Below are 25,620 nucleotides of genomic sequence, written 5' to 3' on the forward strand. Positions count from 1 at the left end.
ATTAATTATTATATCAACTATGAGTTTCTGTGTCAACTGTCTTTACTGATTTTCTTTCAAAAAATTGCTGACGCTTTCCTTATATTTTTTCATATCCGTTTCATAGGCTTGAGCATGTTTAGCCCCATTGATGATTAAGAGTTCTTTAGGTCCCCTTGTTGCCTTGTATAAATCATAGACCATATTAGAAGGGACGAAATCATCTTTAGACCCGTGAATAAAGAGAACAGGTAACTTATTTTTCTCTAACTGTTTCACAGCACTTGCTTCTCCATAAGTAAAGCCAGCCCTCACTTTTGATATGGCTGAAACCTCATAGAGAATTGGAAAAGCGGGTAATCCATACATATCTTTAGCTTGAAATTTCAACTCATCCCAAACACTAGAGTAGCCGCAGTCTTCAATAATTTGGTGAATTTGAGTTGGTAATTGCTCACCACTTGCCATCATGACTGTTGCTGCTCCCATCGAGAGACCAAAAAGAGTAATTTGACTTTCCTGATTATCTTTAATTAGCATATTGGACCAAGCAATCACATTTTTACGATCATTCCAACCAAAACCAATTAATTTGCCTTGACTTTCACCATGAGACTCGTTGTCTGGTACCAAGACATTATAGCCTAAATCATGAAAAAGCATGGCATAAGGCTTCATGTTTTCTTTATTGGTTGTAAACCCATGAACAACAATAACTGTCTTATTTGTTTTCTGATTAGCCGGTAAATAAAAAGCAACTTGTCTCTTCCCACGATTAGTCATCCAACGTTTTTCAGCTTTTAATTTATCAAAAGCTATTTCTGATTGATGAAGGGGATTTAGCTTTGACCGCGGTCCGTCATTGATGAATGACTTATCTTCTCTAACTTGTGCAACATGGAAAAAATAAAAACTTGCTCCTATTGAAATGAGCGTTGCAAGTACTAATAATACTGCAAAATACTTTGATAGTCGAATCATTTTCATATCAAACAGTTTACACTAAAACAACAAAAAAAGAAAGACTATTTTCTTTCTTTTTTGTTTTTAGAGAAGTACTGTACTTAATAGAGGGACAACCACTGAAACAATCACACCGACAACTACCAATGCAATTGAGCCCATTGATTCTTCAACTTGACCAAAGTCTTTTGAAGCTGAAACACCAAGTGCATGTCCCGCTGTACCTAGGGCTAAACCACGAGCAATTGGGTCATCAATCTTAAATAAATTGATAAGTGGTTTGGCTAGGGCATAGATAATGACACCATTTAGAATGCAAGCAAGTGAAGTTAACTCTGCTGAACCACCAAGTGCCACAGATGTTGGCATAGCAATAGCTGTTGTTGCAGCTTGTGGAAGCATTGATGCGGTTACGACTTTACCTAATTGTAGGAGACTAGAAATAAAGTAAATGCCGTAAACTGCCACGATACTACCTAGAGATAAACCACCAAGAATTTGTAACCAGTATTTTTTCAAAACATCGCGTTTCTTGTAAAGTGGAATCGCAAAGCAGATTGTTGCTGGTTCAAGGAAGAAACTGATAATTTGTCCACCTTTGTTATATTCCTCAAAGGTAATGCCAGTGGCTTTTAAAGTTGCAATTCCTAGAATCATTGCCACGAACAAAGGTGCAAATAAGAAGAATCCTTTTGATTTTTTAAATAAAATTTGACCTAAAAAGAAAGTGCCAACTGATAATAAGACACCGAAGATCGGGCTAGTTTTAAACAAATTAATGATTTCTAACATGATTGAACTCCTTCTTATTTAGCGTAGAATTTTTGACTAGCCATTGAAGTGGCATCTGTAGTCTTTTTTGATGATTTAAAGAAATGACTTGGTTCAAGTTGCATGACAAGTTGTGTCATCCAACCAGTTGATACAAGTAAAATTAATGTTGAAGCAAAAATTAAGAAAATATCTGAAAGAAAGTGTTTTTGTAATAAGCCGAGAGAATTAATTACTGAGACACCGGCTGGAACGAAGAATAAACCAATATTATTGACTAATCCGTCGCCGACTTTTTCAACTTGTTCTAACTTGATAACATTTAAGCTTAAAGCTAAAAACATTAAGACCAATCCAATAACTGAGGCAGGCATAACAAAAGGAAGAGCATGTTCAATTAATTTTGACATCAATACTATTGTTCCAATAAGTACGCTTTGATAAATAGTAGTATATGTTTTTTTCATGATAGTCACTCCTTTTTAGTTATGTTATTGATTTTTTCGACTTGTTTTATGGTTTTATTATAAATAAAAAAAGAACCCTTGGGTTCTTTTTGGAATAAAACGCTTTCTTCTTGGTATGAAATGCATTTTATCAGTTATGAAATGCTAAATTATAGTCCAACTTGTTGCTTAAAGCTCTTGATGTAAGAACGACTAACCGGGACTTTCCCACCATTAGCCATTGTTATCTGGTAAGTTTGATTAAACCAAGGTTGTATTTCCTTGATTGCCTCAAGATTGATAATATAACTCCGATGAACTTTAATAAATTGCTCAGGCGACAAAGTCCGTTCAATAGCAGCAAGTGTTGTATGACTGGTATAAGTACCCTTACGTGTGTAAATAGTCGTTTCCTTACCCTGAACCTCACAGTAGTAGACATCCTCAAAGTCAACCAGGTAAATCCGTTCATCCGTCTCAATAGTCAAACGAGACACGTTCTTTTCATGACTAATCCCATTAACCTTAATTTCCTTAGCCATTAAGGCATCTTTTGCTTTGGCAATCGCTTTGCGGACACGCTCTTCTTCGAAGGGCTTTAAAATATAGTCTAAGGCATTAACTTCGAAAGCCTCTAAAGCATGATTATCATAAGCTGTCGCAAAGATAATTAGTGGCGGATTGGCCACCATTGTTAACTTTCTGGCTAAATCAATCCCGCTTTCATCTGTCAAATGAATATCTAAAAACAAAAGGTCAGGTTGATCAGTTAAAAGAATTTGAAAAGCTTCTTCAATCGATTCACCTTGAACGATACTAGCTACTTCATTGGTTTGTTCCAAAAGATAAGTAAGTTCCATCCGCGCCAAAGGCTCATCATCAATTATTGCTACTTTCATTATTGCTCCTCTTCTATTAGTTTTAGTGGGATGAGAACTTTAAAAGATGCTCCCTCTTTACTTGAGTCAATTTGTAAGTGGGCACTAGTTCCATAAAGACTGATTAATCGTCGATTCATATTTTCAAGTGCTGAACCTGTTCCGCGATTTGAAGGAACAATCTCACGACCAAGCCTACTTAATAATTCTTTTGCAATCCCTTCACCATTATCTTTAACTTCTAGTTCCAAGATATTAGCAGTCATTTGGGTCAATTTTACCCAAACTTTATTATTGGCTTTGCGGCCTGGAAAAGCGTGTTTCAAAGCATTTTCGACTAAGATTTGAATAATAAATGGAGGAATGCTAGCTTTCTTGAGTGAATCTGGCATATTTATATCAACTTGATAACGATTTGGAAAGCGGGCTTGTTCAATCGTTAAATAAGCATTCAAGTGATTCAGTTCTTCTTCAACCGTAATAACATTCTTACGTGTAGAGGTAATATTAGACCTGAAATACTGACCTAATTGAAGCAACAGATAACGAGCCTTTTCACTATCAATCCGCATCAAGGCCGAAATAGTATTAATAGCATTAAAGAGGAAATGGGGGTTAACTTGAGCTTGTAAGGACTTGATTTCAGCATCCTTGAGTAAACCTTGTTCCAAGGCCATTTGGCCAAGTTCCAGTTGAGAAGAGAAGATATCTCCTAAACCATTTGCTAGTTGTTCTTCAACGTAAGTTAAGTCATCAGGGTCTGAAAAGTATAATTTAAAAGTCCCTGCCACTTTACCTTTTACATATAAGGGTACAACAATGGCTGCCGCTAAGGGGCAGTCTGGGTAATGACAACCAATTTCATTCTTACTGCGGACAATATGGATTTTCCCAGTTTCTATCACTTCTTTAGAGAGGTCAGTGATAATTTTCTTTGTGGGAATATGATGATCACTAGCTAATCCAACATGGGCTAAAATCGACTGCCGATTGGTAATACTGACAGCTGACACGCGCATGTATTTCATAATCACTTTAGCTGCCTGCTCGGCCGATTCTAAAGTCAAACCTTGACGAAAAAAAGGTAGAGTAGTGTTGGCAAGTTCCAAAACATCATGAGTTTGGATGGCTTTCATGCTTTCTTCTTGTTTGAGTGTTCCCAGGATAATCGAGAGGAATATCCCCGTTCCTAAGGCATTAACCACTAACATAGGCAAAGCGATTGTATGAATCAAGGCCAATGCTTGTGCTTTATCAGGATGGAAGACAAAGATACAAAGCATCTGAATTACTTCCATCAGGGCACCACATAAACTACCTTGCCAAATTTCTGGATAGGTCTTTTTCTTGAGAGAAACCTGACCAACTAAGCCGGAAAACAGACCAATAAGAAGTGAGGAAATGAAATAGGTATACGGAGCTGTACCTCCTTGTAGGAGTCGAACAGTACCTGAGATAAGTCCGACAAAAATCCCAACAAAAGGACCTCCAATCAGACCGGACATCCCAATTGTTAAGGTTCTGGTATTAGCAATTGAATTATGGGCAGGCAAAGCCACTAAGCCACCAATTCCACTGTTAGCAGAAGATGAGACTAAGACACCCGTAAAATTACTAATAATAGCGAAGATGCTGAAAGTGATGATCAAAACCCAGCGAACCTGCGGTTTATCTCTTTCATACATCATTTTCTTATAAAAAGGGCTAATCATTAATAGATTAGCCAACAATATAATTAGACCAACTCGCTCTAGGAGTGGTAAAAATAGTGATAGCATATGGTAACCTCATTGGTTTATTATATCACGTACTAAATTACTTGGAAAAGCATCTGCATTTTGGACAATCGGGCACAAGCCTTAGAGACTGTTTTCTACTGCAGCAGTAATAAAGGCAGTATAGAGTTCTTCTGCTTTATTTGGTCGACTTTGGTATTCTGGATGATATTGGGCTGCTACAAAGAATTTTTTGTCTGACAGTTCAACAATTTCCATCAAACGGTTATCAGGCGACACACCCGAGAAAACAAATCCAGCATTTTCAAAATCCTTACGGAATTTGGTATTGAATTCATACCGGTGACGATGACGACGTTGAACAACTTCTTGGTTGTTATAAGCCGCAGCTGCGCGTGAACCGGTTTTTAATTTACATGGGTAAAGTCCAAGACGTAGTGTTCCCCCCATATCTTCCACATCAATTTGATCACGCATAATATCAATGATTGGGAACTCTGTATCTGGATTTAATTCAGCTGAATTTGCACCTTCCATATTAAGAACATTTCTGGCAAACTCAACACAGGTTAATTGCATACCAAGACAAATACCAAGCATTGGAACATCATTTTCACGAGCAAAACGAATAGCTTCAATTTTACCTTCAGTACCACGTTGACCAAAGCCTCCAGGAACGATGATTCCGTCAGCACGACCTAATAATTCTTGAGCATTTTCGGCAGTTAAATCATTAGCATTAACCCAATTTAAATCAATAGCTGTATCATTAACAAATCCTGAGTGTTTTAATGCTTCAACAACTGATAGGTAAGCATCAGGTAATTCAACATATTTACCAACTAGGGCAATTTTAGTTGTTTTCTTAAGGTTCATTACCTTATCAACCATCTCAGACCATTCTGCCATATCAGCTTGCGGTGCATCTAATTTCAAATGATCACAAACAATCTGGTCCATATTTTGAGCTTGAAGATTTAATGGAATTTGGTAAAGATGATCAACATCCATAGATTCAATAACAGCTTCCGGTTCGACATCACAGAATTGAGCCAATTTATTTTTTATCCCTTGTTCAACTGGTTCTTCCGTACGGATAACAAGCATATTCGGTTGAATCCCTAAACCACGTAATTCTTTTACAGAATGCTGGGTTGGTTTTGTTTTCATCTCACCAGCGGCTTTTAAATATGGTAATAATGTTGTATGGATATACATAACATTATCTGAACCAACATCAGCCTTCATTTGTCGAAGGGCTTCTAAGAATGGCAGACTTTCAATATCCCCAACAGTTCCGCCAACTTCTGTAATAATCACATCTGAGTCAGTGGTCACAGCAGCACGCTTAATTTTATCCTTAAGCGCATCAGTAATATGAGGAATGACCTGTACAGTTGCTCCAAGGTATTCACCTTTACGTTCTTTACGCAGAACTTCACTATAAATTTTACCCGTTGTTACGTTCGAAAATTTATTAAGATTGATATCAATGAAACGTTCATAGTGCCCAAGGTCTAAGTCAGTTTCGGCACCATCATCTGTAACATAAACTTCACCATGTTGATAAGGACTCATTGTTCCTGGGTCAATATTAATATAAGGATCAAATTTTTGAATCGTTACTTTCAAGCCACGGTTTTTTAACAAACGGCCTAGGCTAGCTGCAACGATACCTTTACCAATTGAAGAAACAACTCCACCTGTAACAAAAATATACTTTGTCATAATTTTAAAAACTCCTTTTCGCGACAGCTTTGCTATCTATAATCTTGGGGTTCGAGAGTAGTTATTACCTCATTAACAACTAAATACACCATTTTTAAAAAATAAAAATAGCCCCCTAATAAATAGGGAGCTTTTATCGACCTCATAAAGAGGTGCCCGAATAATAATATAAACTATATCATCTCATTTGTCAAATAGATTTTCTTGAAAATTTTCAAAGGAGAAATTTCAAAAGATTACTCTTCGTCTTCTTCGTCTTCATCTTCTTCATTGATTTCAACTTCTTCAATCTCATCTTCTGGGATGATTTCGTTCAATTCTGAATCATAAGATTCCACTTCCGATTTTTCGTCTTCTGGGTCTTCTTCATCGTATTCAGCATCTTCAGTTTCTTCTTCGAAGTCTTCATCTTCTGGATCATCATCACTATAATCAATAGCGTCTTCATCACCATCCATAAAGGCGTTAACACGTTTTTTCTTACGTTTTGGAGCGCCGTCTTCTTCATCTTCAAGAGTGATGATTTCTTCATCAATTTCGTCGATACCATACCATGAGCGAAGTCCCCATTTGTTTTCACCTAATGGAATAAAAGATCCATCGATGTTTAAATCTGTATAGAAAAATGGTAAAGCTTCACGGATATCAGCATCTGATTTTCCTAAGTATATTTGGATATCATTTACAAGATCACTAAAATACATTCCATTATCGCGGCCACGTTCTTCTAAAATGGCGCGTGCAACCTCAATCATTGAGAGTTCGCTTTTTTCTTGTCCCGCAAATACGTCTAATTTCAAGGCAATTCTCCTTATTTTATCATTCCTTACTATTTTACGCTAAATTTCCCCATTCGTCAAAGCTTTTATCAGTTAATCTCAGCTTTATTGACCTCTTTTTTTAACCAACTATAAATTTCTGACATTCCATCCAAAATGTGGTCAGCACCAGACTGGTCAATCAGCATCCGCTCTTCTTTATAAGCTAAGACCCTCATACCGGCTGCTTTAGCGGCAGCAATTCCCGAAGGGGAGTCTTCGATAGCTATTGCTTCATTTGCCTCTACGGAAAGGCTCTGCAGGGTATGTAAATAGATCTCAGGATTAGGCTTGCTCTCCTTAAAGGACTCACCTGAGGTGACACGGTCGAAATAGTGACGAATCTGGCAGACATCAAGAACTGTTAGAATGGCATCAAGTGGACTGGAAGAAGCTACTGCTAATTTGATATCTTGACTTTTAGCCCATTCCAGAATGGCGACCATATCTTTTCTAAAGATTGGCACCACAGTCTCTGGATGATATTTATGCCGTTCAATTTGTTGGAAGGCCACTTCAAAATCTTCACTACTAAGATTTGTGCAGGCAAGCTGATTTATCCTCTTTTGCAAGTCAAATCCTGAACGACCAACAAGTGACGAAAAGTCTTCCTTAGTCAAAGGTGTGGAGTTTTTAGAAATTGATAAAATATATTCACTTTGCAGTTGGTAATCAAGATACTCAGTATCAACGATGACACCATCCATATCAAACACAATTGCAGATATCATATAACTTTCCTCCTATAAAAAAGGACTGAAATAAATTTCAGTCCAATTGTCAATTTGATTGTTTTACAATCCAATACTTATTATTTTACTTTTGCTGATTCTGTGATAACTTCAACTGCTTTTTTCATTGCAATATCATGTTTAAGCATATCAGCTGAAAGAAGAGTGCGAACTTGCTCAACTGGCATATTGTACTCAGTTGCAAGATCATTGATTTCTTTTTCAATTTCTTCGTCGCTTGCTTCAAATCCTTCTGCTTTAGCAATTGCTTCAATAACAAGGTTAGTTTTAACACGTTTGTCAGCTTCAGACTCATATTGTTTATGAAGGTCATCTTCAGAAGTTCCAGTTAATTGGTAGTACATTTCTGGAGAAATACCTTGACGTTGCATGTTACCCATAAATTCATTCATAGCACGATGTACTTCATCATGAACCATTTCTTCTGGTAATTCAACGATTTCAGCATTTTCAACTGCTAATTCAATTGCAGCCCCTTCAACGGCATCATCATAAGCAATTTCTTTAGCTGCTTCAAGTTCTTTACGATATTTAGCTTTTAATTCATCTAGTGTTTCAACTTCTTCATCGATGTCTTTAGCTAATTCATCATCTAATTCTGGAACTTCTTTAGTTTTTACTTCATGAACAGTTGTTACGAATTTAGCATCTTTACCAGCTAAATCTTCTGCTTGATATTCTTCAGGGAAAGTAACATTAACGTCAACAGTTTCACCAGCTTTAACACCAACTAATTGTTCTTCAAAGCCTGGGATAAATTGACCTGAACCAAGCTCAAGTGAGAAGTTATCACCTTTACCGCCGTCAAATTCAACGCCATCAACTGAACCTAAGAAGTCAATTACAACTGTATCGCCTTCTGCTGCTGCGTCTTCTTTAACAACAAGTTCAGCAAGGTTTTTACGTTCGCGTTCAATTTTTTCGTCGATTTCTTCGTCACTAACTTCTTTTGAAGCTTCAACTTCTACTGCAAGATTTTTATAATCACCAAGTTTAACTTCTGGTTTTGTAACTACTTCAGCGTTAATTTTCCAATCTTGACCTTTTTCCATAGAAACAACGTCAATTTTTGGTTGAGCTACAACTTCAAGTCCTAATTCAGTTACAGCAGCTTCATAAGTAGCTGGTAAAACAATATTCAAAGCATCTTCATAAAGAACTTCTTCACCAAATTTTTGGTTGAATACTGGACGAGGCATGTGACCTTTACGGAATCCTGGTACATTTAGGTCTTTTTTAATTTTATTAAATGCTTGATCAAGAGCTGGTTTAATTTGTTCTTGACCAATTGTAAATGTAATAACGCCACGGTTAGTAGCTTTGTTTTCAAATGATGTAGACATTAAGTCATTTCTCCTTAAAATAATTTAGATACAGTTCATTCTATCACATTTCAACGCTATTTTAAAGTGTTTTGTGCAGGAACAAGTGATACTTTCAACCATTATTAATTATTTTTTCTCATTGTTTGATTTTTTCCTATTTTTTGATAAACTAACTAGGACAGAAAGGATTGCGCATGACATTTATTCTTAGATATTTGGATCACCTTCACCTCGAAGAACTCCTATTTACCCTTTTAACAAAAATAATTTCTCTAGTTTTATTATTAATTTTCTTTTTTATTTTAAAAGAGGTTGCTAATCGACTATTCGAAAAAATTGCCGATAAATCCTTTTCATTTTCTAGACAAAGTGAGGCTCGTAAAAAAACCTTATCAAAACTTACGCATAACTTATTAAACTACACTCTTTATTTTCTCTTAATTTACTGGGTGCTTAGTTTATTAGATATTCCAGTTTCTAGTTTGCTCGCAGGTGCAGGGATTGCTGGAGTTGCTATCGGTTTAGGTGCTCAAGGCTTCTTATCTGATGTCGTCAATGGCTTTTTCATCCTTTTTGAAAATCAATTTGAAGTCGGTGACTCCATATCTATTGCATCCGTTGAGGGAACAATAGCAAGTGTCGGTATCCGGACAACTCAAATCAGAGGTTTTGATGGGACACTCCATTTCATCCCTAATCGTAGTATCATTGTAGTATCAAATAAATCGCGTGGCAATATGCGAGCTCTAATTGAAATACCATTATACTCAACAACAAATCTTGAGGATGTTAATCAAGTAATCACCCAAGTCAATGAACTCCATGTCAAAGATTACCCACAGATTGTCGATTATCCAAATATTTTAGGACCTCAAGTCAATGCCAACGGTCAATTTATTTACCGTGTTGCAATTTTTACTGAGAATGGACAACAGTTCCAAATTTATTCAACCTTCTACAAGTTATATCAAGAAGCATTGCTGGCTAGAGGAATTACCCTACCAACTACTCAAGCATATCCACAGATAAGAAAATAAGAGGCAATTTTAAAAATTGCCTCTTATTATATTAATTTTTTCTGATTGTATCTGTCTTATATTCTGCTCGAGCCCCACCAATCAACTTAGGTCGACTAGCCAAAGCAGTAACATGTGCACCTCCTAATTCCCGCTGGATAGGAATTAGAGGAACTTGTACACGTTTAACATGCATACCAATAAAAGTATCACCAATATCTAAACCGGCATGAGCAATCACTTCTTCAACTTCCACAGGAGAAGACATCCACTTAAAAGCTGCCAATTGACCACTACCACCTGCGTGAAGTGTTGGAAGAACATTAACAATTTCATAGCCCTTTTCTTCCGCAACGGATTCTTCTATTACCAACGCACGATTGACATGCTCACAGCCTTGAACAGCCAAATGAATCCCTTTTGATTTTAGAACATCCAAGATCACTTTGACAATACAGTCACCAATTTCTAAACTAGAATTCTTACCAATTCTGCCACCACTGACTTCACTTGAAGATAGACCTAAAACAAAGACTTGTCCCTTCTTAATAGCACTTCTTTCAACTACATCAGTTATTATTGCCCGCGTTTCTTCTTCAATTTGCTTAAGTTCCATTTTTGCCCCAATCTAAGAATTATTTTGCCTGAACTTTTGAAAATAAGATATAAATAATATAACCAACTATCATCCCCAAAAAGTTCTGTCCAATGTTACCCATGACACCCCCTAGGGCCGCACCGAATCCATACATCGGAATAGATACAAGGAAATAAATACCCACCATCATAATTGATGCCAAAACAAGTCCAAGTGGTCTTTTTTTACCTTCTAAGCCTGCAAAAAAGCCTTGTGAGCCATGAGCAAGCAAACTAAAGAACATCCAATTAGGGTAACCAGAAACTAAATCAATTAAGAAACCTGAAAAACCACCAACTATCATGCCCTCCTTAGCTCCTAAATAAAAAGCTGTAAAATAGATACCCGCATCCAACAAAGTTAAAAAGCCTGTTGGTGTTCCAATACTGATAAATTTCCCTAAAATAATAGTTAAGGCTGTTAAAATTGACAATAAGGTTAATTCTTTAGTCGTTAATTTATTCATTCGATTACAACTCCATATTCATTTGATTTTTCAATGGCTTGATAAACAAAATCTTTGGCCAATTCGACTGCTTTTTCCATTTCATTTCCTTTTGATAAATAGGAAGCTATAGCAGAAGCAAAGGTACATCCTGCACCATTGTTATTTCGAGAAAGAACAGGTTTCTCAAGCATAAACCACTTTGATGGATCCATATATAAGTCAATGGCTTTATCACTTACTAGACGGTTCCCACCTTTAATGACGAGACTTTTTGCCCCTAATGCTTTCAGTACTTTAGCCGCTTCAAGCATCGATTTTTCATCTATAATGGGCACCCCTGACAACAACTCAGCTTCCTTAAGATTTGGTGTAATAATATCAACGTAAGGAAACATTCCTTTGATTTGCTCTGCCATTGTCACAACAGTCGCATCATTATTCTCTTTAAAAACCAGAACAGGATCAAGAACAATTTTTGACACTTGCTTTGCTTTGATAAAATTTTTAGTTGCTTCAGCAATTTCCGAATTTGGTAATAATCCGATTTTGATTGCCGCAAAAGGCACATCCATAAGTGAAGCTAATTGTTTGCGGAAAATCTCAATTTCAGTTGGATGAATTTCAAATTGTCCATCCTTAATACTAGTTAAACAAGTTGTTGCTAAAAATGGGAAGCCATCTAACTGATGGAATGTAAGCAAATCTGCTTGAAGTCCTCCTCCACTTAAGATATCACTGCCGGCAATAGTTAGTAGATTAGTCTTCATAGATAATCTCCTTTAAATAAAGGCCATTTCCTGCCGCAGTTGGTCCAGCTAATTGACGATTTTTTTCTTCTAAAATACGTTGAACCTGACTAACAGGCATACGCTGATTACCTATTTTCAATAGTGTTCCAACCATGTTGCGAACTTGCTTGTATAAAAAACCATTTCCGGTAAAAGAAAATATTAGAAAATTTCGTTTAGCATCATAAGTAAGTTTCGCTTCCGAAATAGTCCTAACCTTATTTTCTATACTCGTTCCAGATGCTGTGAATCCTGTAAAATCATGGGTCCCAACTAAATCTTTTATTGCTTCATCCATTAAGCTAATATCAAGTGGATAAGGATAATGTGTCGCATAATTCCGCATCATCGGATTTTTGGGTCTGCCAATATCAACTAAGAATTCATAAGTTTTTTTATGTTTCAAATACCTACAGTGATAATCATCTGCTACTTTTTCAACTTTAATAAAATCAATATCATCTGGTGTCTGTGTATCAAGGGCAAATCTAATTTTTTCAATATCTCGCTCCAGTGGCAAATCAAAGTGTATCACTTGTCCATAAGCATGCACGCCTGCATCAGTTCTACCAGCACCATGAATTTTAATAACTTGGCCTTTATACAATTTTAAGAGTGTTTTTTCGATTTCTTCCTGAACTGATCTAGCATGCGGTTGCCTTTGAAAGCCAGAAAAACCTGATCCATCATAAGAAATAGTTGCTTTATATCTTGTCATGAGTATATTTTATCATGATTGATAAAAAGAGAAATAGTTTTTTTCTCAAACTGTCCCCATACAAATAATGCGTGAACTGATTTTAAAATCTTACTGACATTTGCTTTCTATTTTGTTATAATTGTCCCTAATATAAAAAAAAGGGATAAACATATGAAAGTTACTAAATTTGGTGGTAGTTCTTTAGCATCTGCTCAACAACTAAAAAAGGTTTTAAACATAATTAAGTCTGATAAGAATCGAAAAATTGTGGTTGTTTCTGCACCAGGAAAAAGAAATGATGGTGATACCAAAATTACTGATGCTTTAATTGCTTATCATGATGCTTTTGTAACTGGTGATAATTTTACTCACCAACAAAATTGGATTATCAACCGTTTTAACACCGTCTGTGAAGAACTCAATCTAAATCCTAAGATAGCTAAAGATATTGAACAGTCAATTCTCGAATTAGCTACATTACCAAGTGAGAATAATCCATATCTTTACGATACCTTTTTAGCAGCTGGGGAAAATAACAATGCAAAACTAATTGCATCTTTTTTTAGAGCAAATGGAATCAAGGCTAGATATATTCATCCAAAACAGGTTGGTTTAATAGTCACTGATGAGCCACAAAATGCTAGAATCCTCCCTTCAAGTTACGATAAAATTGAAAAACTTACAGAGTTAGAAGGTGTCCTTGTAATCCCTGGATTCTTTGGTGTAACAAAAGAAAATAATATCTGTACTTTTTCCCGTGGTGGATCTGATATCACTGGTTCATTGATTGCTGCCGGTGTCGGTGCAGAACTTTATGAAAATTTTACTGATGTAGATGGTATTTTTGCAGCACATCCAGGAATAATTAATAACCCACACTCCATTGAAGTTCTTACCTATAAGGAAATGCGTGAGTTGGCCTATGCTGGATTCTCTGTATTGCATGATGAAGCATTGATTCCAGCCTATCGTGGTAAAATACCCTTAGTTATCAAGAATACAAATAATCCGGAGCACCCCGGGACTCAGATTGTATTAGAACATAAAGGAGAACATGCGCCAGTCGTTGGTATTTCAGGAGATGATAAATTTGTCTCAATTAATATGTCCAAGTATTTAATGAATAGAGAAGTCGGTTTTGGTAGAAAAGTACTTCAAATTCTAGAAGATTTAAATATAAGATGGGAACATATGCCAACCGGAATTGATGATTTATCAATTGTTGTCCGTGAAAGAGAATTAACACCCATAAAAGAACAAGAAATCCTTAAATACCTTATCCAAAAACTAGAAGTTGATGAAGTAACTATAACTAAAGACTTATCCATCATTATGATTGTTGGTGAACAAATGAAAAGCCATGTTGGGGTAACAGCAACAGCAACAAAAGCACTTTCTGAAAATAAAATAAACCTAGCAATGATTTCTCAAGGTTCAAGTGAATTTTCTGTTATGTTTGTAGTCAACTCTAAAGATGAAAAGAAAGCCATTAAAGCATTGTATCATGCCTTCTTTGAATAATTTAACAGACATATCTTATTAGATATGTCTGTTACTTTACCTATTAGAATAAACAAAAACAACATGACATCCATGTCATGTTGTTTAAATTATGATGCACCCTAGAGGAGTCGAACCTCTAACCGCCTGATTCGTAGTCAGGTACTCTATCCAGTTGAGCTAAGGGTGCTACTTAATTACCTAGAAATATCTTACACCTTTATCGCTAAAAATGCAAGCCAATCAATAAAAAAAGATAGGCTAGCCTATCTCAATTTACTCCGCCAGTAGGACTCGAACCTACGACATCATGATTAACAGTCATGCGCTACTACCAACTGAGCTATGGCGGATCAATGCTAAGCGACTTCCGTATCTAACAGGGGGCAACCCCCAACTACTTCAGGCGTTCTAGGGCTTAACTACTGTGTTCGGCATGGGTACAGGTGTATCTCCTAGGCTATCGTCACTTAACTTTGAGTCCACTCAAAATTGAATATCTATATTCTAACAAGTTTGACCAAAACTGTCAATAAACTATTTGTTCATACTTATCTTAGGATAAGTCCTCGAGCTATTAGTATTAGTCCGCTTCATATATCGCTATACTTCCACTTCTAACCTATCTACCTGATCATCTCTCAGGGCTCTTACTGATATAAAATCATGGGAAATCTCATCTTGAGGGGGGCTTCGCACTTAGATGCTTTCAGCGCTTATCCCTTCCCTACATAGCTACCCAGCGATGCCTTTGGCAAGACAACTGGTACACCAGCGGTAAGTCCACTCTGGTCCTCTCGTACTAGGAGCAGATCCTCTCAAATTTCCTACGCCCGCGACGGATAGGGACCGAACTGTCTCACGACGTTCTGAACCCAGCTCGCGTGCCGCTTTAATGGGCGAACAGCCCAACCCTTGGGACCGACTACAGCCCCAGGATGCGACGAGCCGACATCGAGGTGCCAAACCTCCCCGTCGATGTGAACTCTTGGGGGAGATAAGCCTGTTATCCCCAGGGTAGCTTTTATCCGTTGAGCGATGGCCCTTCCATGCGGAACCACCGGATCACTAAGCCCGACTTTCGTCCCTGCTCGAGTTGTAACTCTCGCAGTCAAGCTCCCTTATACCTTTACACTCTACGATTGATTTCCAACCAATCTGAGGGAACCTTTGGGCGCCTCCGTTACCTTTTAGGAGGCGACCGCCCCAGTCAAACTGCCCGTCAGACACTGTCTCCGATAGGGTTAACCTATCTGGGTTAGAGTAGCCATAACACAAGGGTAGTATCCCAACATTGCCTCAGACGAAACTGGCGTCCCGTCTTCAATGGCTCCTACCTATCCTGTACATGTGGTACAGATACTCAATATCAAACTGCAGTAAAGCTCCATGGGGTCTTTCCGTCCTGTCGCGGGTAACCTGCATCTTCACAGGTACTAAAATTTCACCGAGTCTCTCGTTGAGACAGTGCCCAAATCATTACGCCTTTCGTGCGGGTCGGAACTTACCCGACAAGGAATTTCGCTACCTTAGGACCGTTATAGTTACGGCCGCCGTTTACTGGGGCTTCAATTCATACCTTCGCTTACGCTAAGCACTCCTCTTAACCTTCCAGCACCGGGCAGGCGTCACCCCCTATACATCATCTTACGATTTAGCAGAGAGCTGTGTTTTTGATAAACAGTTGCTTGGGCCTATTCACTGCGGCTGACGCTAACGCCAGCACCCCTTCTCCCGAAGTTACGGGGTCATTTTGCCGAGTTCCTTAACGAGAGTTCTCTCGATCACCTGAGGCTACTCGCCTCGACTACCTGTGTCGGTTTGCGGTACGGGTAGTATGTAATTAAACGCTAGAAGCTTTTCTTGGCAGTGTGACATCACTAACTTCGCTACTTAATTTCGCTCCTCATCACAGCTCAATGTATTAGGTATAAGCATTTGACTCATACCACACCTCACTGCTTGAACGTGCTCTTCCATTCGCACGCTTTAGTTAGCCTACTGCGTCCCTCCATCACTTTACATACTAGTACAGGAATATCAACCTGTTGGCCATCGAATACACCTTTCGGTCTCTCCTTAGGTCCCGACTAACCCAGGGCGGACGAGCCTTCCCCTGGAAACCTTAGTCTTACGGTGGACAGGATTCTCACCTGTCTTTCGCTACTCATACCGGCATTCTCACTTCTATGCGTTCCAGCACTCCTCACGGTATACCTTCTTCACACATAGAACGCTCTCCTACCATTACCTCTAAAGGTAATCCACAGCTTCGGTAAATTGTTTTAGCCCCGGTACATTTTCGGCGCAGGGTCACTCGACTAGTGAGCTATTACGCACTCTTTGAATGAATAGCTGCTTCTAAGCTAACATCCTAGTTGTCTGTGCAACCCCACATCCTTTTCCACTTAACAATTATTTTGGGACCTTAGCTGGTGGTCTGGGCTGTTTCCCTTTCGACTACGGATCTTAGCACTCGCAGTCTGACTGCCGATTATATCTCGTTGGCATTCGGAGTTTATCTGAGATTGGTAATCCGGGATGGACCCCTCACCCAAACAGTGCTCTACCTCCAAGAGACTTAACATCGACGCTAGCCCTAAAGCTATTTCGGAGAGAACCAGCTATCTCCAAGTTCGTTTGGAATTTCTCCGCTACCCACAAGTCATCCAAGCACTTTTCAACGTGCCCTGGTTCGGTCCTCCAGTGAGTTTTACCTCACCTTCAACCTGCTCATGGGTAGGTCACATGGTTTCGGGTCTACAACATGATACTAAGTCGCCCTATTAAGACTCGGTTTCCCTACGGCTCCGTCTCTTCAACTTAACCTCGCATCATATCGTAACTCGCCGGTTCATTCTACAAAAGGCACGCTCTCACCCATTAACGGGCTCGAACTTGTTGTAGGCACACGGTTTCAGGTTCTATTTCACTCCCCTTCCGGGGTGCTTTTCACCTTTCCCTCACGGTACTGGTTCACTATCGGTCACTAGAGAGTATTTAGGGTTGGGAGATGGTCCTCCCAGATTCCGACGAGATTTCGCGTGTCTCGCCGTACTCAGGATACTGCTAGAGTCATTTACTATTTTAAATACGAGGCTATTACTCTCTTTGGCTTACCTTCCCAGGTAATTCTTCTATAGTATTTGATCCCACGTCGCAGTCCTACAACCCCGAGGAGTAAACTCCTCGGTTTGCCCTTCTGCCGTTTCGCTCGCCGCTACTAAGGCAATCGCGTTTGCTTTCTCTTCCTGCAGCTACTTAGATGTTTCAGTTCACTGCGTCTTCCTTCTCATGACCTTAACAGTCATGGATGACATGCATTACATGCCGGGTTCCCCCATTCGGACATCTCTGGATCTTTGCTTACTTACAGCTCCCCAAAGCATTTCGTCGTTAGTCACGTCCTTCATCGGCTTCTAGTGCCAAGGCATCCACCGTGCGCCCTTATTAACTTAACCTTATTTCCAGTCTTTCGACCTTCTTTTAATTTTTTAATATGTTCGCGTTTATCTTTTTTTCGGTTTATTTCTTGTTACTTTTTTCTACAATTAATTTCTTAATTGTGGAATTTGATATAGATATTCAATTTTCAATGGACTATGTTAGGATTTTTATCCTACTTATCTAGTTGAACACGAGATTAATTTCTTAAGAAATTTCGGCAAGCCGAACATCTCTTTGTATCCTAGATAATGGAGCCTAGCGGGATCGAACCGCTGACCTCCTGCGTGCAAAGCAGGCGCTCTCCCAGCTGAGCTAAGGCCCCAACTAATAAACTGGTTGTTACATTATTAGTGGTGTTTCTATCTCATTACTTTAATAAGACCTCTCAAAACTAAATAAGACTTTTCCTAACGTGCTTCCATTTCCTTAGAAAGGAGGTGATCCAGCCGCACCTTCCGATACGGCTACCTTGTTACGACTTCACCCCAATCATCTATCCCACCTTAGGCGGCTGGCTCCTAATAGGTTACCTCACCGACTTCGGGTGTTACAAACTCTCGTGGTGTGACGGGCGGTGTGTACAAGGCCCGGGAACGTATTCACCGCGGCGTGCTGATCCGCGATTACTAGCGATTCCGACTTCATGTAGGCGAGTTGCAGCCTACAATCCGAACTGAGATTGGCTTTAAGAGATTAGCTTGCCGTCACCGGCTTGCGACTCGTTGTACCAACCATTGTAGCACGTGTGTAGCCCAGGTCATAAGGGGCATGATGATTTGACGTCATCCCCACCTTCCTCCGGTTTATTACCGGCAGTCTCGCTAGAGTGCCCAACTTAATGATGGCAACTAACAATAGGGGTTGCGCTCGTTGCGGGACTTAACCCAACATCTCACGACACGAGCTGACGACAACCATGCACCACCTGTCACCTCTGTCCCGAAGGAAAGTCCTATCTCTAGGACGGTCAGAGGGATGTCAAGACCTGGTAAGGTTCTTCGCGTTGCTTCGAATTAAACCACATGCTCCACCGCTTGTGCGGGCCCCCGTCAATTCCTTTGAGTTTCAACCTTGCGGTCGTACTCCCCAGGCGGAGTGCTTAATGCGTTAGCTGCGGCACTAAGCCCCGGAAAGGGCCTAACACCTAGCACTCATCGTTTACGGCGTGGACTACCAGGGTATCTAATCCTGTTTGCTCCCCACGCTTTCGAGCCTCAGCGTCAGTTACAGACCAGAGAGCCGCTTTCGCCACCGGTGTTCCTCCATATATCTACGCATTTCACCGCTACACATGGAATTCCACTCTCCCCTTCTGCACTCAAGTTATCCAGTTTCCAAAGCGAACCATGGTTGAGCCACGGCCTTTAACTTCAGACTTAAATAACCGCCTGCGCTCGCTTTACGCCCAATAAATCCGGACAACGCTCGAGACCTACGTATTACCGCGGCTGCTGGCACGTAGTTAGCCGTCCCTTTCTGGTTAGTTACCGTCACGTAATGGATTTTCCACTCCCATTACCGTTCTTCTCTAACAACAGAGCTTTACGATCCGAAAACCTTCTTCACTCACGCGGCGTTGCTCGGTCAGGGTTGCCCCCATTGCCGAAGATTCCCTACTGCTGCCTCCCGTAGGAGTCTGGGCCGTGTCTCAGTCCCAGTGTGGCCGATCACCCTCTCAGGTCGGCTATGTATCGTGGCCTTGGTGAGCCGTTACCTCACCAACTAGCTAATACAACGCAGGTCCATCTCATAGTGAAGCAATTGCTCCTTTTAAATTTAGTACATGAGTACTTAATTGTCATGCGGTATTAGCTATCGTTTCCAATAGTTATCCCCCGCTATAAGGTAGGTTACCTACGCGTTACTCACCCGTTCGCAACTCATCTGACTAGTGCAAGCACCAGTCTTCAGCGTTCTACTTGCATGTATTAGGCACGCCGCCAGCGTTCGTCCTGAGCCAGGATCAAACTCTCATTTATATGTTAATTTGATGTTTAACTCATTCTTATCTGTCGCTGACAGATTTATTGTTTTTTTGTTACTTAATTGACAGGTAATATGCATAAACATATCACCCTGCACGTTTGGTTTTTGTCTTATTCAGTTCTCAAAGGTCTTCTTATCTCTTACGAGACAACTATTATATTCTATCAGGTCACAACGCCTTTGTCAATAACTTTTTTAAACTTTTTCGTTTTTTGTTTTCGACTACTAGCTCGCTTTCTGACAACTTTATTAGTATATATGCTTTTGAAGGGATTGTCAATAGCTTTCACTTAGTTTTATCATTTTTATTTGCTTAATATATCGATGTAGAATTATCTTATTCAAAAATTTGTGATGATGTTACCTATTTTATAGTAGAAAGTATACATGATTGACTTTATTTCTTCTAAAAATATCTGCTTTTTTAAGCATTTTTTATGATAAAATAAGATTAATCACTAATAGATAAGGAAAAACTGACCATGCAAAACAAATTATTGGTGCTTCAATCGGATTTTGGTCTTGTCGATGGTGCTGTATCGGCGATGATCGGAGTTGCTTTACAAGAAGATGCTACCTTAGGTATCCATCATTTAACCCATGATATTACACCCTATAATATTTTCGAAGCATCTTACAGATTGTTTCAGACAGTCAACTATTGGCCAGAAGGTACCACTTTTGTTTCTGTTGTTGACCCAGGTGTTGGTTCAAAACGTAAAAGTGTTGTTGCTTTAACAGAAAACAATCAATATATTGTTACACCAGATAATGGAACACTATCCTATATTAAGAAACATATCGGAATTAAAGCTATTCGTGAAATTCTGGAAGCATCAAACCGTCGGCAAAACACTGAACTTTCTTACACTTTCCATGGCCGTGATGTCTATGCTTATACTGGTGCCAAACTTGCCAGTGGGCACATTGATTTCGAAGATGTTGGACCTGAACTTTCTGTTAATGCGATTGTTGAAGTTCCTGTTGTCGAAACTCAAATTACTGAAGATACTATCAGAGGGGTCATCGATGTCCTTGACGTTCGCTTCGGATCTCTTTGGACGTCAATAACGCGCGAAGAATTTTACCATTTTAATCCACAATTTAGCGACAGATTTGAAATTACAATTTTCAACAATGACATGTTAGTATACCAAAATCAGGTAACTTATGGTAAGTCTTTTGCGGACGTAAGAATTGGCCAACCTATTATCTATATTAATTCCTTATACCGTGTTGGCTTGGCGATTAATCAAGGATCTTTTGCTAAAGCTTATAACGTAGGTGTCGGTCAAAACTGGCACATCGAACTAAAAAGAATCTAAGTGAACTGGAGAAATCATGAAAAACACATCTATTAAAACTGTTGTCGCAACAGGTATCGGAGCTGCATTATTTGTTATCATTGGGATGTTTGTACCTATTACTATCTTTACCAATACAACTATTTCATTACAATATGCTTTACAAGCATTGTTCGCGGTTATATTTGGCCCTCTAGCTGGTTTCTTAATTGGTTTTCTGGGGCACATGTTAAAAGATATGTTAGCTGGCTACGGTGTTTGGTGGTCTTGGGTACTTCCTAGTGGACTAGTTGGTCTTGGAATTGGTCTATTGAAAAATAAATTACAAGTCACTAAAGGAATTTTTTCTAAAAAAGACATTATTGTATTCAACGTTACTCAAGTTATCGTTAATATTATTGCTTGGGCAATTGTTGCACCAATTGGTGATATCTTAATTTATCAAGAGCCTGCTAATAAAGTGTTTACCCAAGGATTATTTGCCGGAATCGCAAATATTATTACAGTCGGTTTGGGTGGAACTATTTTGTTAATTGCTTACACTAAGACAAGAACAAAATCTGGTAGTCTTTCAAAAGACTAGGATTCAGGAAGATACATGAGTAACCTAATTACATTTAAAGACTTTACATTTCAATATGATGCCCAGTCAAGCCCAACTTTAAATAATATAAACCTTAGTATTGAAAAAGGACAAAAAGTACTTATTGTTGGTCCTTCCGGAAGTGGTAAGTCTACTTTAGGCAATTGTTTAAACGGAATTATTCCCAATCATTTCCATGGACAACACCAAGGTTTCCTTACTATAGAAGATAAAGATGCTTTTGATTTGTCAATTTATGACAAGTCAAAACTAATTTCAACCGTTCTTCAAGATCCAGATGGCCAATTTATTGGGCTCTCTGTCGCTGAAGACATTGCCTTTGCCTTAGAAAATGATTGTTTTGATAAGCCTGAAATGATTAGTGCTATTAATTATTGGGCCAAACAGTTAGAACTAGAAGACCTCTTAGATAACCGTCCACAAGATCTATCTGGCGGTCAAAAGCAACGGGTCAGTTTAGCCGGTGTCTTAGTTGATGAAAGCCCTATCCTTCTTTTTGATGAACCCTTAGCCAATCTTGATCCTAAGTCTGGGCTTGATACAATTGACTTGATAGATCGCATTCATCAATCAACAAAAGCTACTACTATTATCATTGAACATCGCCTTGAGGATGTCCTATATCGACCAGTTGATAAAGTAATCTTAATCAATGACGGTCGGATTCTCTTTGATGGAACACCTGATCAGTTACTCTTAACCGATTTATTAAATCAAAATGGAATTCGTGAGCCACTCTACATCACATGTTTACGAGATTTAGGATTTTCTTTTGCTGATAACTTGAAATTAACTCAACTAGATCATCTTGATTTTTCGAATCTATCTTGTCACTTACAAGACGAGCCGATTGCACGAACTGATAGACCTGTTCTATTAGAATGGAAAAATCTTAACTTCGCCTATCAAGCCAATAAACCAATTCTCACAGATGTTAATTTGACTATTTTCCAAGGGGAAAAGATTTCTTTAGTGGGTCAGAACGGAGCTGGTAAATCAACTCTTGCAAAACTACTGTGTGCTTTCCAAGAGTCTGATGCGCCGCTATTCTACAAGGGGCAAGACATTTCTACCGACTCTATCAAAGAAAGAGCTGACCGAATCGGTTATGTTTTACAAAATCCTAATCAAATGATTAGTCAGGCTCAGATTTTTGATGAAGTTGCTCAGGGTTTGCGTTTGCGAGGTGTGAATGAGGATGACATCAGAGTTAAAGTTGAAGAAACCCTGAAAATATGTGGGCTATATCCGTTTAGAAATTGGCCAATTTCAGCTTTATCCTTTGGTCAAAAGAAACGGGTGACGATTGCCTCAATTTTGATTCTTGATCCAGAAATCATCGTTCTAGATGAACCAACTGCTGGTCAGGATAAGAAAAATTATTCTGAAATCATGAACTTTTTGGATAAACTAAATCGTGAAGGGCATACAATTATTATGATTACGCATGATATGCAGTTGATGATGGAGTACTCTGATCGGACAATTGTAATGAGCAAAGGGAAAATCATTGCTGACGCTAGTCCTGAAGAAATTCTATCCAATGCTCCTATTTTGGAACAGGCTTGTTTGAAAAAAACCAGTCTTTTCCATCTGGCACCTTATCTTGGGTGTTCACCACTAGCATTAACACACTACTATATTACTAAAGAAAGGGATAGACATGCCTCAGAAATTAATCGGCTATCAGAAGGAAGATAATTTCCTCCATCACTTAACTGGGGCAAGCAAACTAATTTTTTTCATTCTGGTTTCAGTTGCCTGTATGACAACTTATGATACGCGTTTGATCATTTTCATTGGTTGCTTATCACTTACTCTGTTTGCAAGTGCTAGAGTACCTTGGAAAAGCGTTTCATTTGTCATTAAGTTTGTGACTTTCTTTGCTATTTTAAACGTCTTAATGGTCTATCTTTTTGCACCCGCATATGGCGAGCAAATTTATCATTCCAAAACAGTCATTGCAAATGCCTGGGGTCCCTTTTATCTAACAAAAGAAGAATTGTTTTACCTCTTTAATCTTAGTTTGAAGTACTTTTCAACTGTTCCATTAGCCCTTCTCTTCTTATTAACGACTAACCCGAGTCAATTCGCGTCAAGTCTCAACCAAATCGGCTTACCTTATAAAGTGGCATATGCGGTCAGCTTAACCCTTCGCTATATTCCCGATGTCCAAGAAGAATTTTACATGATAAAAACCTCGCAAGAAGCAAGAGGTTTGGAGTTGTCTAAGAAAGCAAAGCTATTTGATCGCATCAAAGGTAACTTGCAAATCATTATCCCATTAATTTTCAGTTCCTTAGATCGCATCGATCTAGTCGCTACAGCAATGGAACTGAGAAGGTTCGGTAAGAATAAGCGACGGACTTGGTATACCTCAAAACAACTAGATAAAAATGATATCATGACGATTTTCCTAGCAATTGCAATCCTGCTGACATCATTTATCTTATTCGTCATTAATAAAGGAAGATTTTACAATCCATTTACTCAAAAAGGTTGACCTCAGGTCAACCTTTTTGAGTTCTTTTATAAGATTACCGTTGCAATAACTACTCCTACAACTATCCACCGAAGATTGCAGCTAAGATATTTGAGCGGTGGTGAGCAAGGGAAATTCCTCGCCTTATGCCATCTACACAAACACCAATAGCTGTAGAAAATCCCATATCAATAAAAACTCTACTACTTTGATGAATGAAAGGTACTGGCATGCCGTGGTTATTAAACCAAACTGGTTCAATAATAATAAAGGCTGCAACCCAACCACCAATTGCACCAAAACGATTGTCCAATTTTCCCCAGATACAGAGAATGGAAAAAGGTAGAATAAAGCCCCCCTAAGGTAATCATTAGGTATTGCATATTAATATCCCTTTATTTCAATTTTTTCGTAGAGGTAACCGGCTAAACAAGCTCCAATCACTAAACAGAGTAAAGTTGGAAAAGATTTTTAACTCACTCCCAAGCCATACTTAAGACTATTACTTACAAAAACAGCAGAGCCAATGCCCCCCATATCAATGGCAATTTCTTCCTGACTTTGTGGTATAAAACCTCGATAGTGACAGATATACCAAGCTGGAGTGATAGCAATAATAGCTACTACGAATCCAGCATATGGAGCAACGGGAGCAGCAAAAAGACGCCAAATCTGTGTGACCCAAATGGCCGCAAAACTATAAGCAAGAATCCCTCTGATTCTTTTCATCTCATTCACCTCTCAACTGATTTATTCTCAAAATTGTCATTCTATTATAGTATTTTGATAGGATCTGCGGATTCATCAACTCCAAGGGGAAACGATTTTTAACGCCTATTAATTGAGGAGGATGCTTGTGCTATTATCATTAGCTACTCAGGGGGTACAGCCAATTTAATTGATATCTGTCAATTACTGAAAGAAAAAAAGAGTACCAATCATCTCAATTACTAGTTTAGGGGTTAATCCAATTAGTCAGCTTGCTGACGTTGAATTACACTTGGCCACCAAAGAAAAACTCTATTCAAAGATTTCCACTTTTTCAACTGATGTAGCAATCGCATATCTCCTAGACGTTCTCTATTCTTGCGTTTTTGCCCAAAGCTATGATAAAAATGTAAAACTTCGAAAAACAGCCTCTCAGAAAATTGAAGTGAGTCGCTTAGCTAGTTCATCCGTCCTAAAAGAGGATATTTAGATGCAATGGCTTACATTGTATCTTTTTTTGTACACTATTGTACACTTTGTCCAAAAACCAAACATAAGTCTTGAAAACAGAATTCAAGTTTGTATAATAGTCTATTGTACTAAC

Annotated in this window: 21 protein-coding genes, 3 tRNA genes and 3 rRNA genes; 6 read left to right on the top strand and 21 right to left on the bottom strand. The window is 38.7% G+C overall.

Annotation, left to right across the window (positions count from 1 at the left end):
- Positions 1–42 precede the first annotated feature (42 nt).
- From SPB_RS07865 to tig, 9 genes are all read right to left on the bottom strand, one after another.
- Positions 43–966, bottom strand: a complete 924-nt coding sequence (locus tag SPB_RS07865; RefSeq protein WP_003103703.1) for an alpha/beta hydrolase — start codon at positions 964–966, stop codon at positions 43–45.
- Between the two features lie 60 nt (positions 967–1,026).
- Complete coding sequence (gene lrgB, locus SPB_RS07870) at positions 1,027–1,734, bottom strand: antiholin-like protein LrgB (RefSeq protein ID WP_003102753.1); 708 nt, start codon at positions 1,732–1,734, stop codon at positions 1,027–1,029.
- 14 nt (positions 1,735–1,748) lie between these two features.
- Positions 1,749–2,180, bottom strand: coding sequence for an antiholin-like murein hydrolase modulator LrgA (gene lrgA, locus SPB_RS07875; protein ID WP_003103757.1), 432 nt, complete (start codon positions 2,178–2,180; stop codon positions 1,749–1,751).
- Between the two features lie 149 nt (positions 2,181–2,329).
- On the bottom strand, positions 2,330–3,058 hold the full coding sequence (locus SPB_RS07880; RefSeq protein WP_003102614.1) for a LytR/AlgR family response regulator transcription factor: 729 nt from the start codon (positions 3,056–3,058) through the stop codon (positions 2,330–2,332).
- On the bottom strand, positions 3,058–4,815 hold the full coding sequence (locus tag SPB_RS07885; RefSeq protein ID WP_003106026.1) for a sensor histidine kinase: 1,758 nt from the start codon (positions 4,813–4,815) through the stop codon (positions 3,058–3,060). Before SPB_RS07885 ends, SPB_RS07880 begins: the two co-directional genes overlap by 1 nt.
- Positions 4,816–4,896: 81 nt before the next feature.
- Positions 4,897–6,501, bottom strand: a complete 1,605-nt coding sequence (gene pyrG, locus SPB_RS07890) for a CTP synthase (protein ID WP_003104888.1) — start codon at positions 6,499–6,501, stop codon at positions 4,897–4,899.
- 236 nt (positions 6,502–6,737) lie between these two features.
- A complete protein-coding gene (gene rpoE, locus SPB_RS07895) occupies positions 6,738–7,301 on the bottom strand; it encodes a DNA-directed RNA polymerase subunit delta (protein ID WP_003102462.1) in 564 nt (187 codons plus the stop codon).
- 68 nt (positions 7,302–7,369) lie between these two features.
- On the bottom strand, positions 7,370–8,050 hold the full coding sequence (locus SPB_RS07900) for an HAD family hydrolase (protein ID WP_003103387.1): 681 nt from the start codon (positions 8,048–8,050) through the stop codon (positions 7,370–7,372).
- An 80-nt stretch (positions 8,051–8,130) separates the two neighbouring features.
- Positions 8,131–9,414, bottom strand: a complete 1,284-nt coding sequence (gene tig, locus SPB_RS07905) for a trigger factor (RefSeq protein WP_003104766.1) — start codon at positions 9,412–9,414, stop codon at positions 8,131–8,133.
- 176 nt (positions 9,415–9,590) lie between these two features.
- Between tig and SPB_RS07910 the strand changes: the two genes are divergently transcribed.
- A complete protein-coding gene (locus tag SPB_RS07910; protein WP_003105726.1) occupies positions 9,591–10,433 on the top strand; it encodes a mechanosensitive ion channel family protein in 843 nt (280 codons plus the stop codon).
- Between the two features lie 31 nt (positions 10,434–10,464).
- On the opposite strand, the gene SPB_RS07915 is transcribed toward SPB_RS07910, so the two are convergent.
- Genes SPB_RS07915 through truA form a run of 4 tightly spaced genes read right to left on the bottom strand, consistent with a single transcriptional unit; the run spans position 10,465 to position 13,003 of the window.
- Positions 10,465–11,028, bottom strand: coding sequence for a TIGR01440 family protein (locus SPB_RS07915; protein WP_003106126.1), 564 nt, complete (start codon positions 11,026–11,028; stop codon positions 10,465–10,467).
- Between the two features lie 19 nt (positions 11,029–11,047).
- Entirely contained in the window at positions 11,048–11,515 is a 468-nt protein-coding gene (locus SPB_RS07920) for an ECF transporter S component (RefSeq protein WP_003103205.1), read from the bottom strand.
- Positions 11,512–12,264 carry a bifunctional hydroxymethylpyrimidine kinase/phosphomethylpyrimidine kinase gene (locus SPB_RS07925; RefSeq protein WP_003102758.1) on the bottom strand — a complete coding sequence of 251 codons (753 nt, stop codon included), beginning with the start codon at positions 12,262–12,264 and terminating at the stop codon, positions 11,512–11,514. Before SPB_RS07925 ends, SPB_RS07920 begins: the two co-directional genes overlap by 4 nt.
- Entirely contained in the window at positions 12,254–13,003 is a 750-nt protein-coding gene (gene truA, locus SPB_RS07930) for a tRNA pseudouridine(38-40) synthase TruA (protein WP_003104092.1), read from the bottom strand. Before truA ends, SPB_RS07925 begins: the two co-directional genes overlap by 11 nt.
- A gap of 153 nt (positions 13,004–13,156) precedes the next feature.
- On the opposite strand from truA, the gene SPB_RS07935 reads away from it, so the two are divergent.
- Positions 13,157–14,506, top strand: coding sequence for an aspartate kinase (locus SPB_RS07935; RefSeq protein ID WP_003104574.1), 1,350 nt, complete (start codon positions 13,157–13,159; stop codon positions 14,504–14,506).
- Between the two features lie 95 nt (positions 14,507–14,601).
- Here the strand turns inward: SPB_RS07935 and SPB_RS07940 are convergent.
- The 6 genes from SPB_RS07940 to SPB_RS07965 all read right to left on the bottom strand — a co-directional run bounded on the left by SPB_RS07940 (position 14,602) and on the right by SPB_RS07965 (position 19,911).
- Positions 14,602–14,675, bottom strand: a tRNA-Arg gene (locus tag SPB_RS07940).
- An 89-nt stretch (positions 14,676–14,764) separates the two neighbouring features.
- Positions 14,765–14,838: transfer RNA gene (locus SPB_RS07945), tRNA-Asn, on the bottom strand.
- Between the two features lie 5 nt (positions 14,839–14,843).
- Positions 14,844–14,959, bottom strand: a 5S ribosomal RNA gene (gene rrf, locus SPB_RS07950).
- Positions 14,960–15,042: 83 nt separating this feature from the next.
- A 23S ribosomal RNA gene (locus tag SPB_RS07955) occupies positions 15,043–17,946 on the bottom strand.
- Between the two features lie 235 nt (positions 17,947–18,181).
- Positions 18,182–18,254, bottom strand: a tRNA-Ala gene (locus tag SPB_RS07960).
- 108 nt (positions 18,255–18,362) lie between these two features.
- A 16S ribosomal RNA gene (locus SPB_RS07965) occupies positions 18,363–19,911 on the bottom strand.
- The 16S, 23S and 5S rRNA genes sit together here with 3 tRNA genes alongside, the layout of an rRNA operon.
- Positions 19,912–20,400: 489 nt before the next feature.
- Here SPB_RS07965 and SPB_RS07970 point away from each other — a divergent pair.
- The 4 genes from SPB_RS07970 to SPB_RS07985 are packed head-to-tail and all read left to right on the top strand — an operon-like array spanning position 20,401 to position 24,329.
- Positions 20,401–21,243: an SAM hydrolase/SAM-dependent halogenase family protein gene (locus SPB_RS07970; protein ID WP_003103226.1), complete on the top strand. Its 843-nt coding sequence runs from the start codon at positions 20,401–20,403 to the stop codon at positions 21,241–21,243.
- Positions 21,244–21,259: 16 nt separating this feature from the next.
- Entirely contained in the window at positions 21,260–21,805 is a 546-nt protein-coding gene (locus SPB_RS07975) for an ECF-type riboflavin transporter substrate-binding protein (RefSeq protein ID WP_003104583.1), read from the top strand.
- A 15-nt stretch (positions 21,806–21,820) separates the two neighbouring features.
- On the top strand, positions 21,821–23,527 hold the full coding sequence (locus SPB_RS07980; RefSeq protein ID WP_003104956.1) for an ABC transporter ATP-binding protein: 1,707 nt from the start codon (positions 21,821–21,823) through the stop codon (positions 23,525–23,527).
- A complete protein-coding gene (locus SPB_RS07985) occupies positions 23,490–24,329 on the top strand; it encodes an energy-coupling factor transporter transmembrane component T family protein (RefSeq protein WP_003102963.1) in 840 nt (279 codons plus the stop codon). Before SPB_RS07980 ends, SPB_RS07985 begins: the two co-directional genes overlap by 38 nt.
- A gap of 61 nt (positions 24,330–24,390) precedes the next feature.
- Here the strand turns inward: SPB_RS07985 and SPB_RS07990 are convergent, their stop codons facing one another.
- Together SPB_RS07990 and SPB_RS07995 are read right to left on the bottom strand one after the other, a co-directional pair.
- Positions 24,391–24,621: a Lin0368 family putative glycerol transporter subunit gene (locus tag SPB_RS07990; RefSeq protein ID WP_003104120.1), complete on the bottom strand. Its 231-nt coding sequence runs from the start codon at positions 24,619–24,621 to the stop codon at positions 24,391–24,393.
- A 158-nt stretch (positions 24,622–24,779) separates the two neighbouring features.
- Complete coding sequence (locus tag SPB_RS07995) at positions 24,780–25,037, bottom strand: Lin0368 family putative glycerol transporter subunit (RefSeq protein WP_003105279.1); 258 nt, start codon at positions 25,035–25,037, stop codon at positions 24,780–24,782.
- Positions 25,038–25,620 lie beyond the last annotated feature (583 nt).

The sequence above is a fragment of the Streptococcus parauberis NCFD 2020 genome, assembly GCF_000187935.1.
Classification (GTDB): Bacteria; Bacillota; Bacilli; order Lactobacillales; family Streptococcaceae; genus Streptococcus; species Streptococcus parauberis.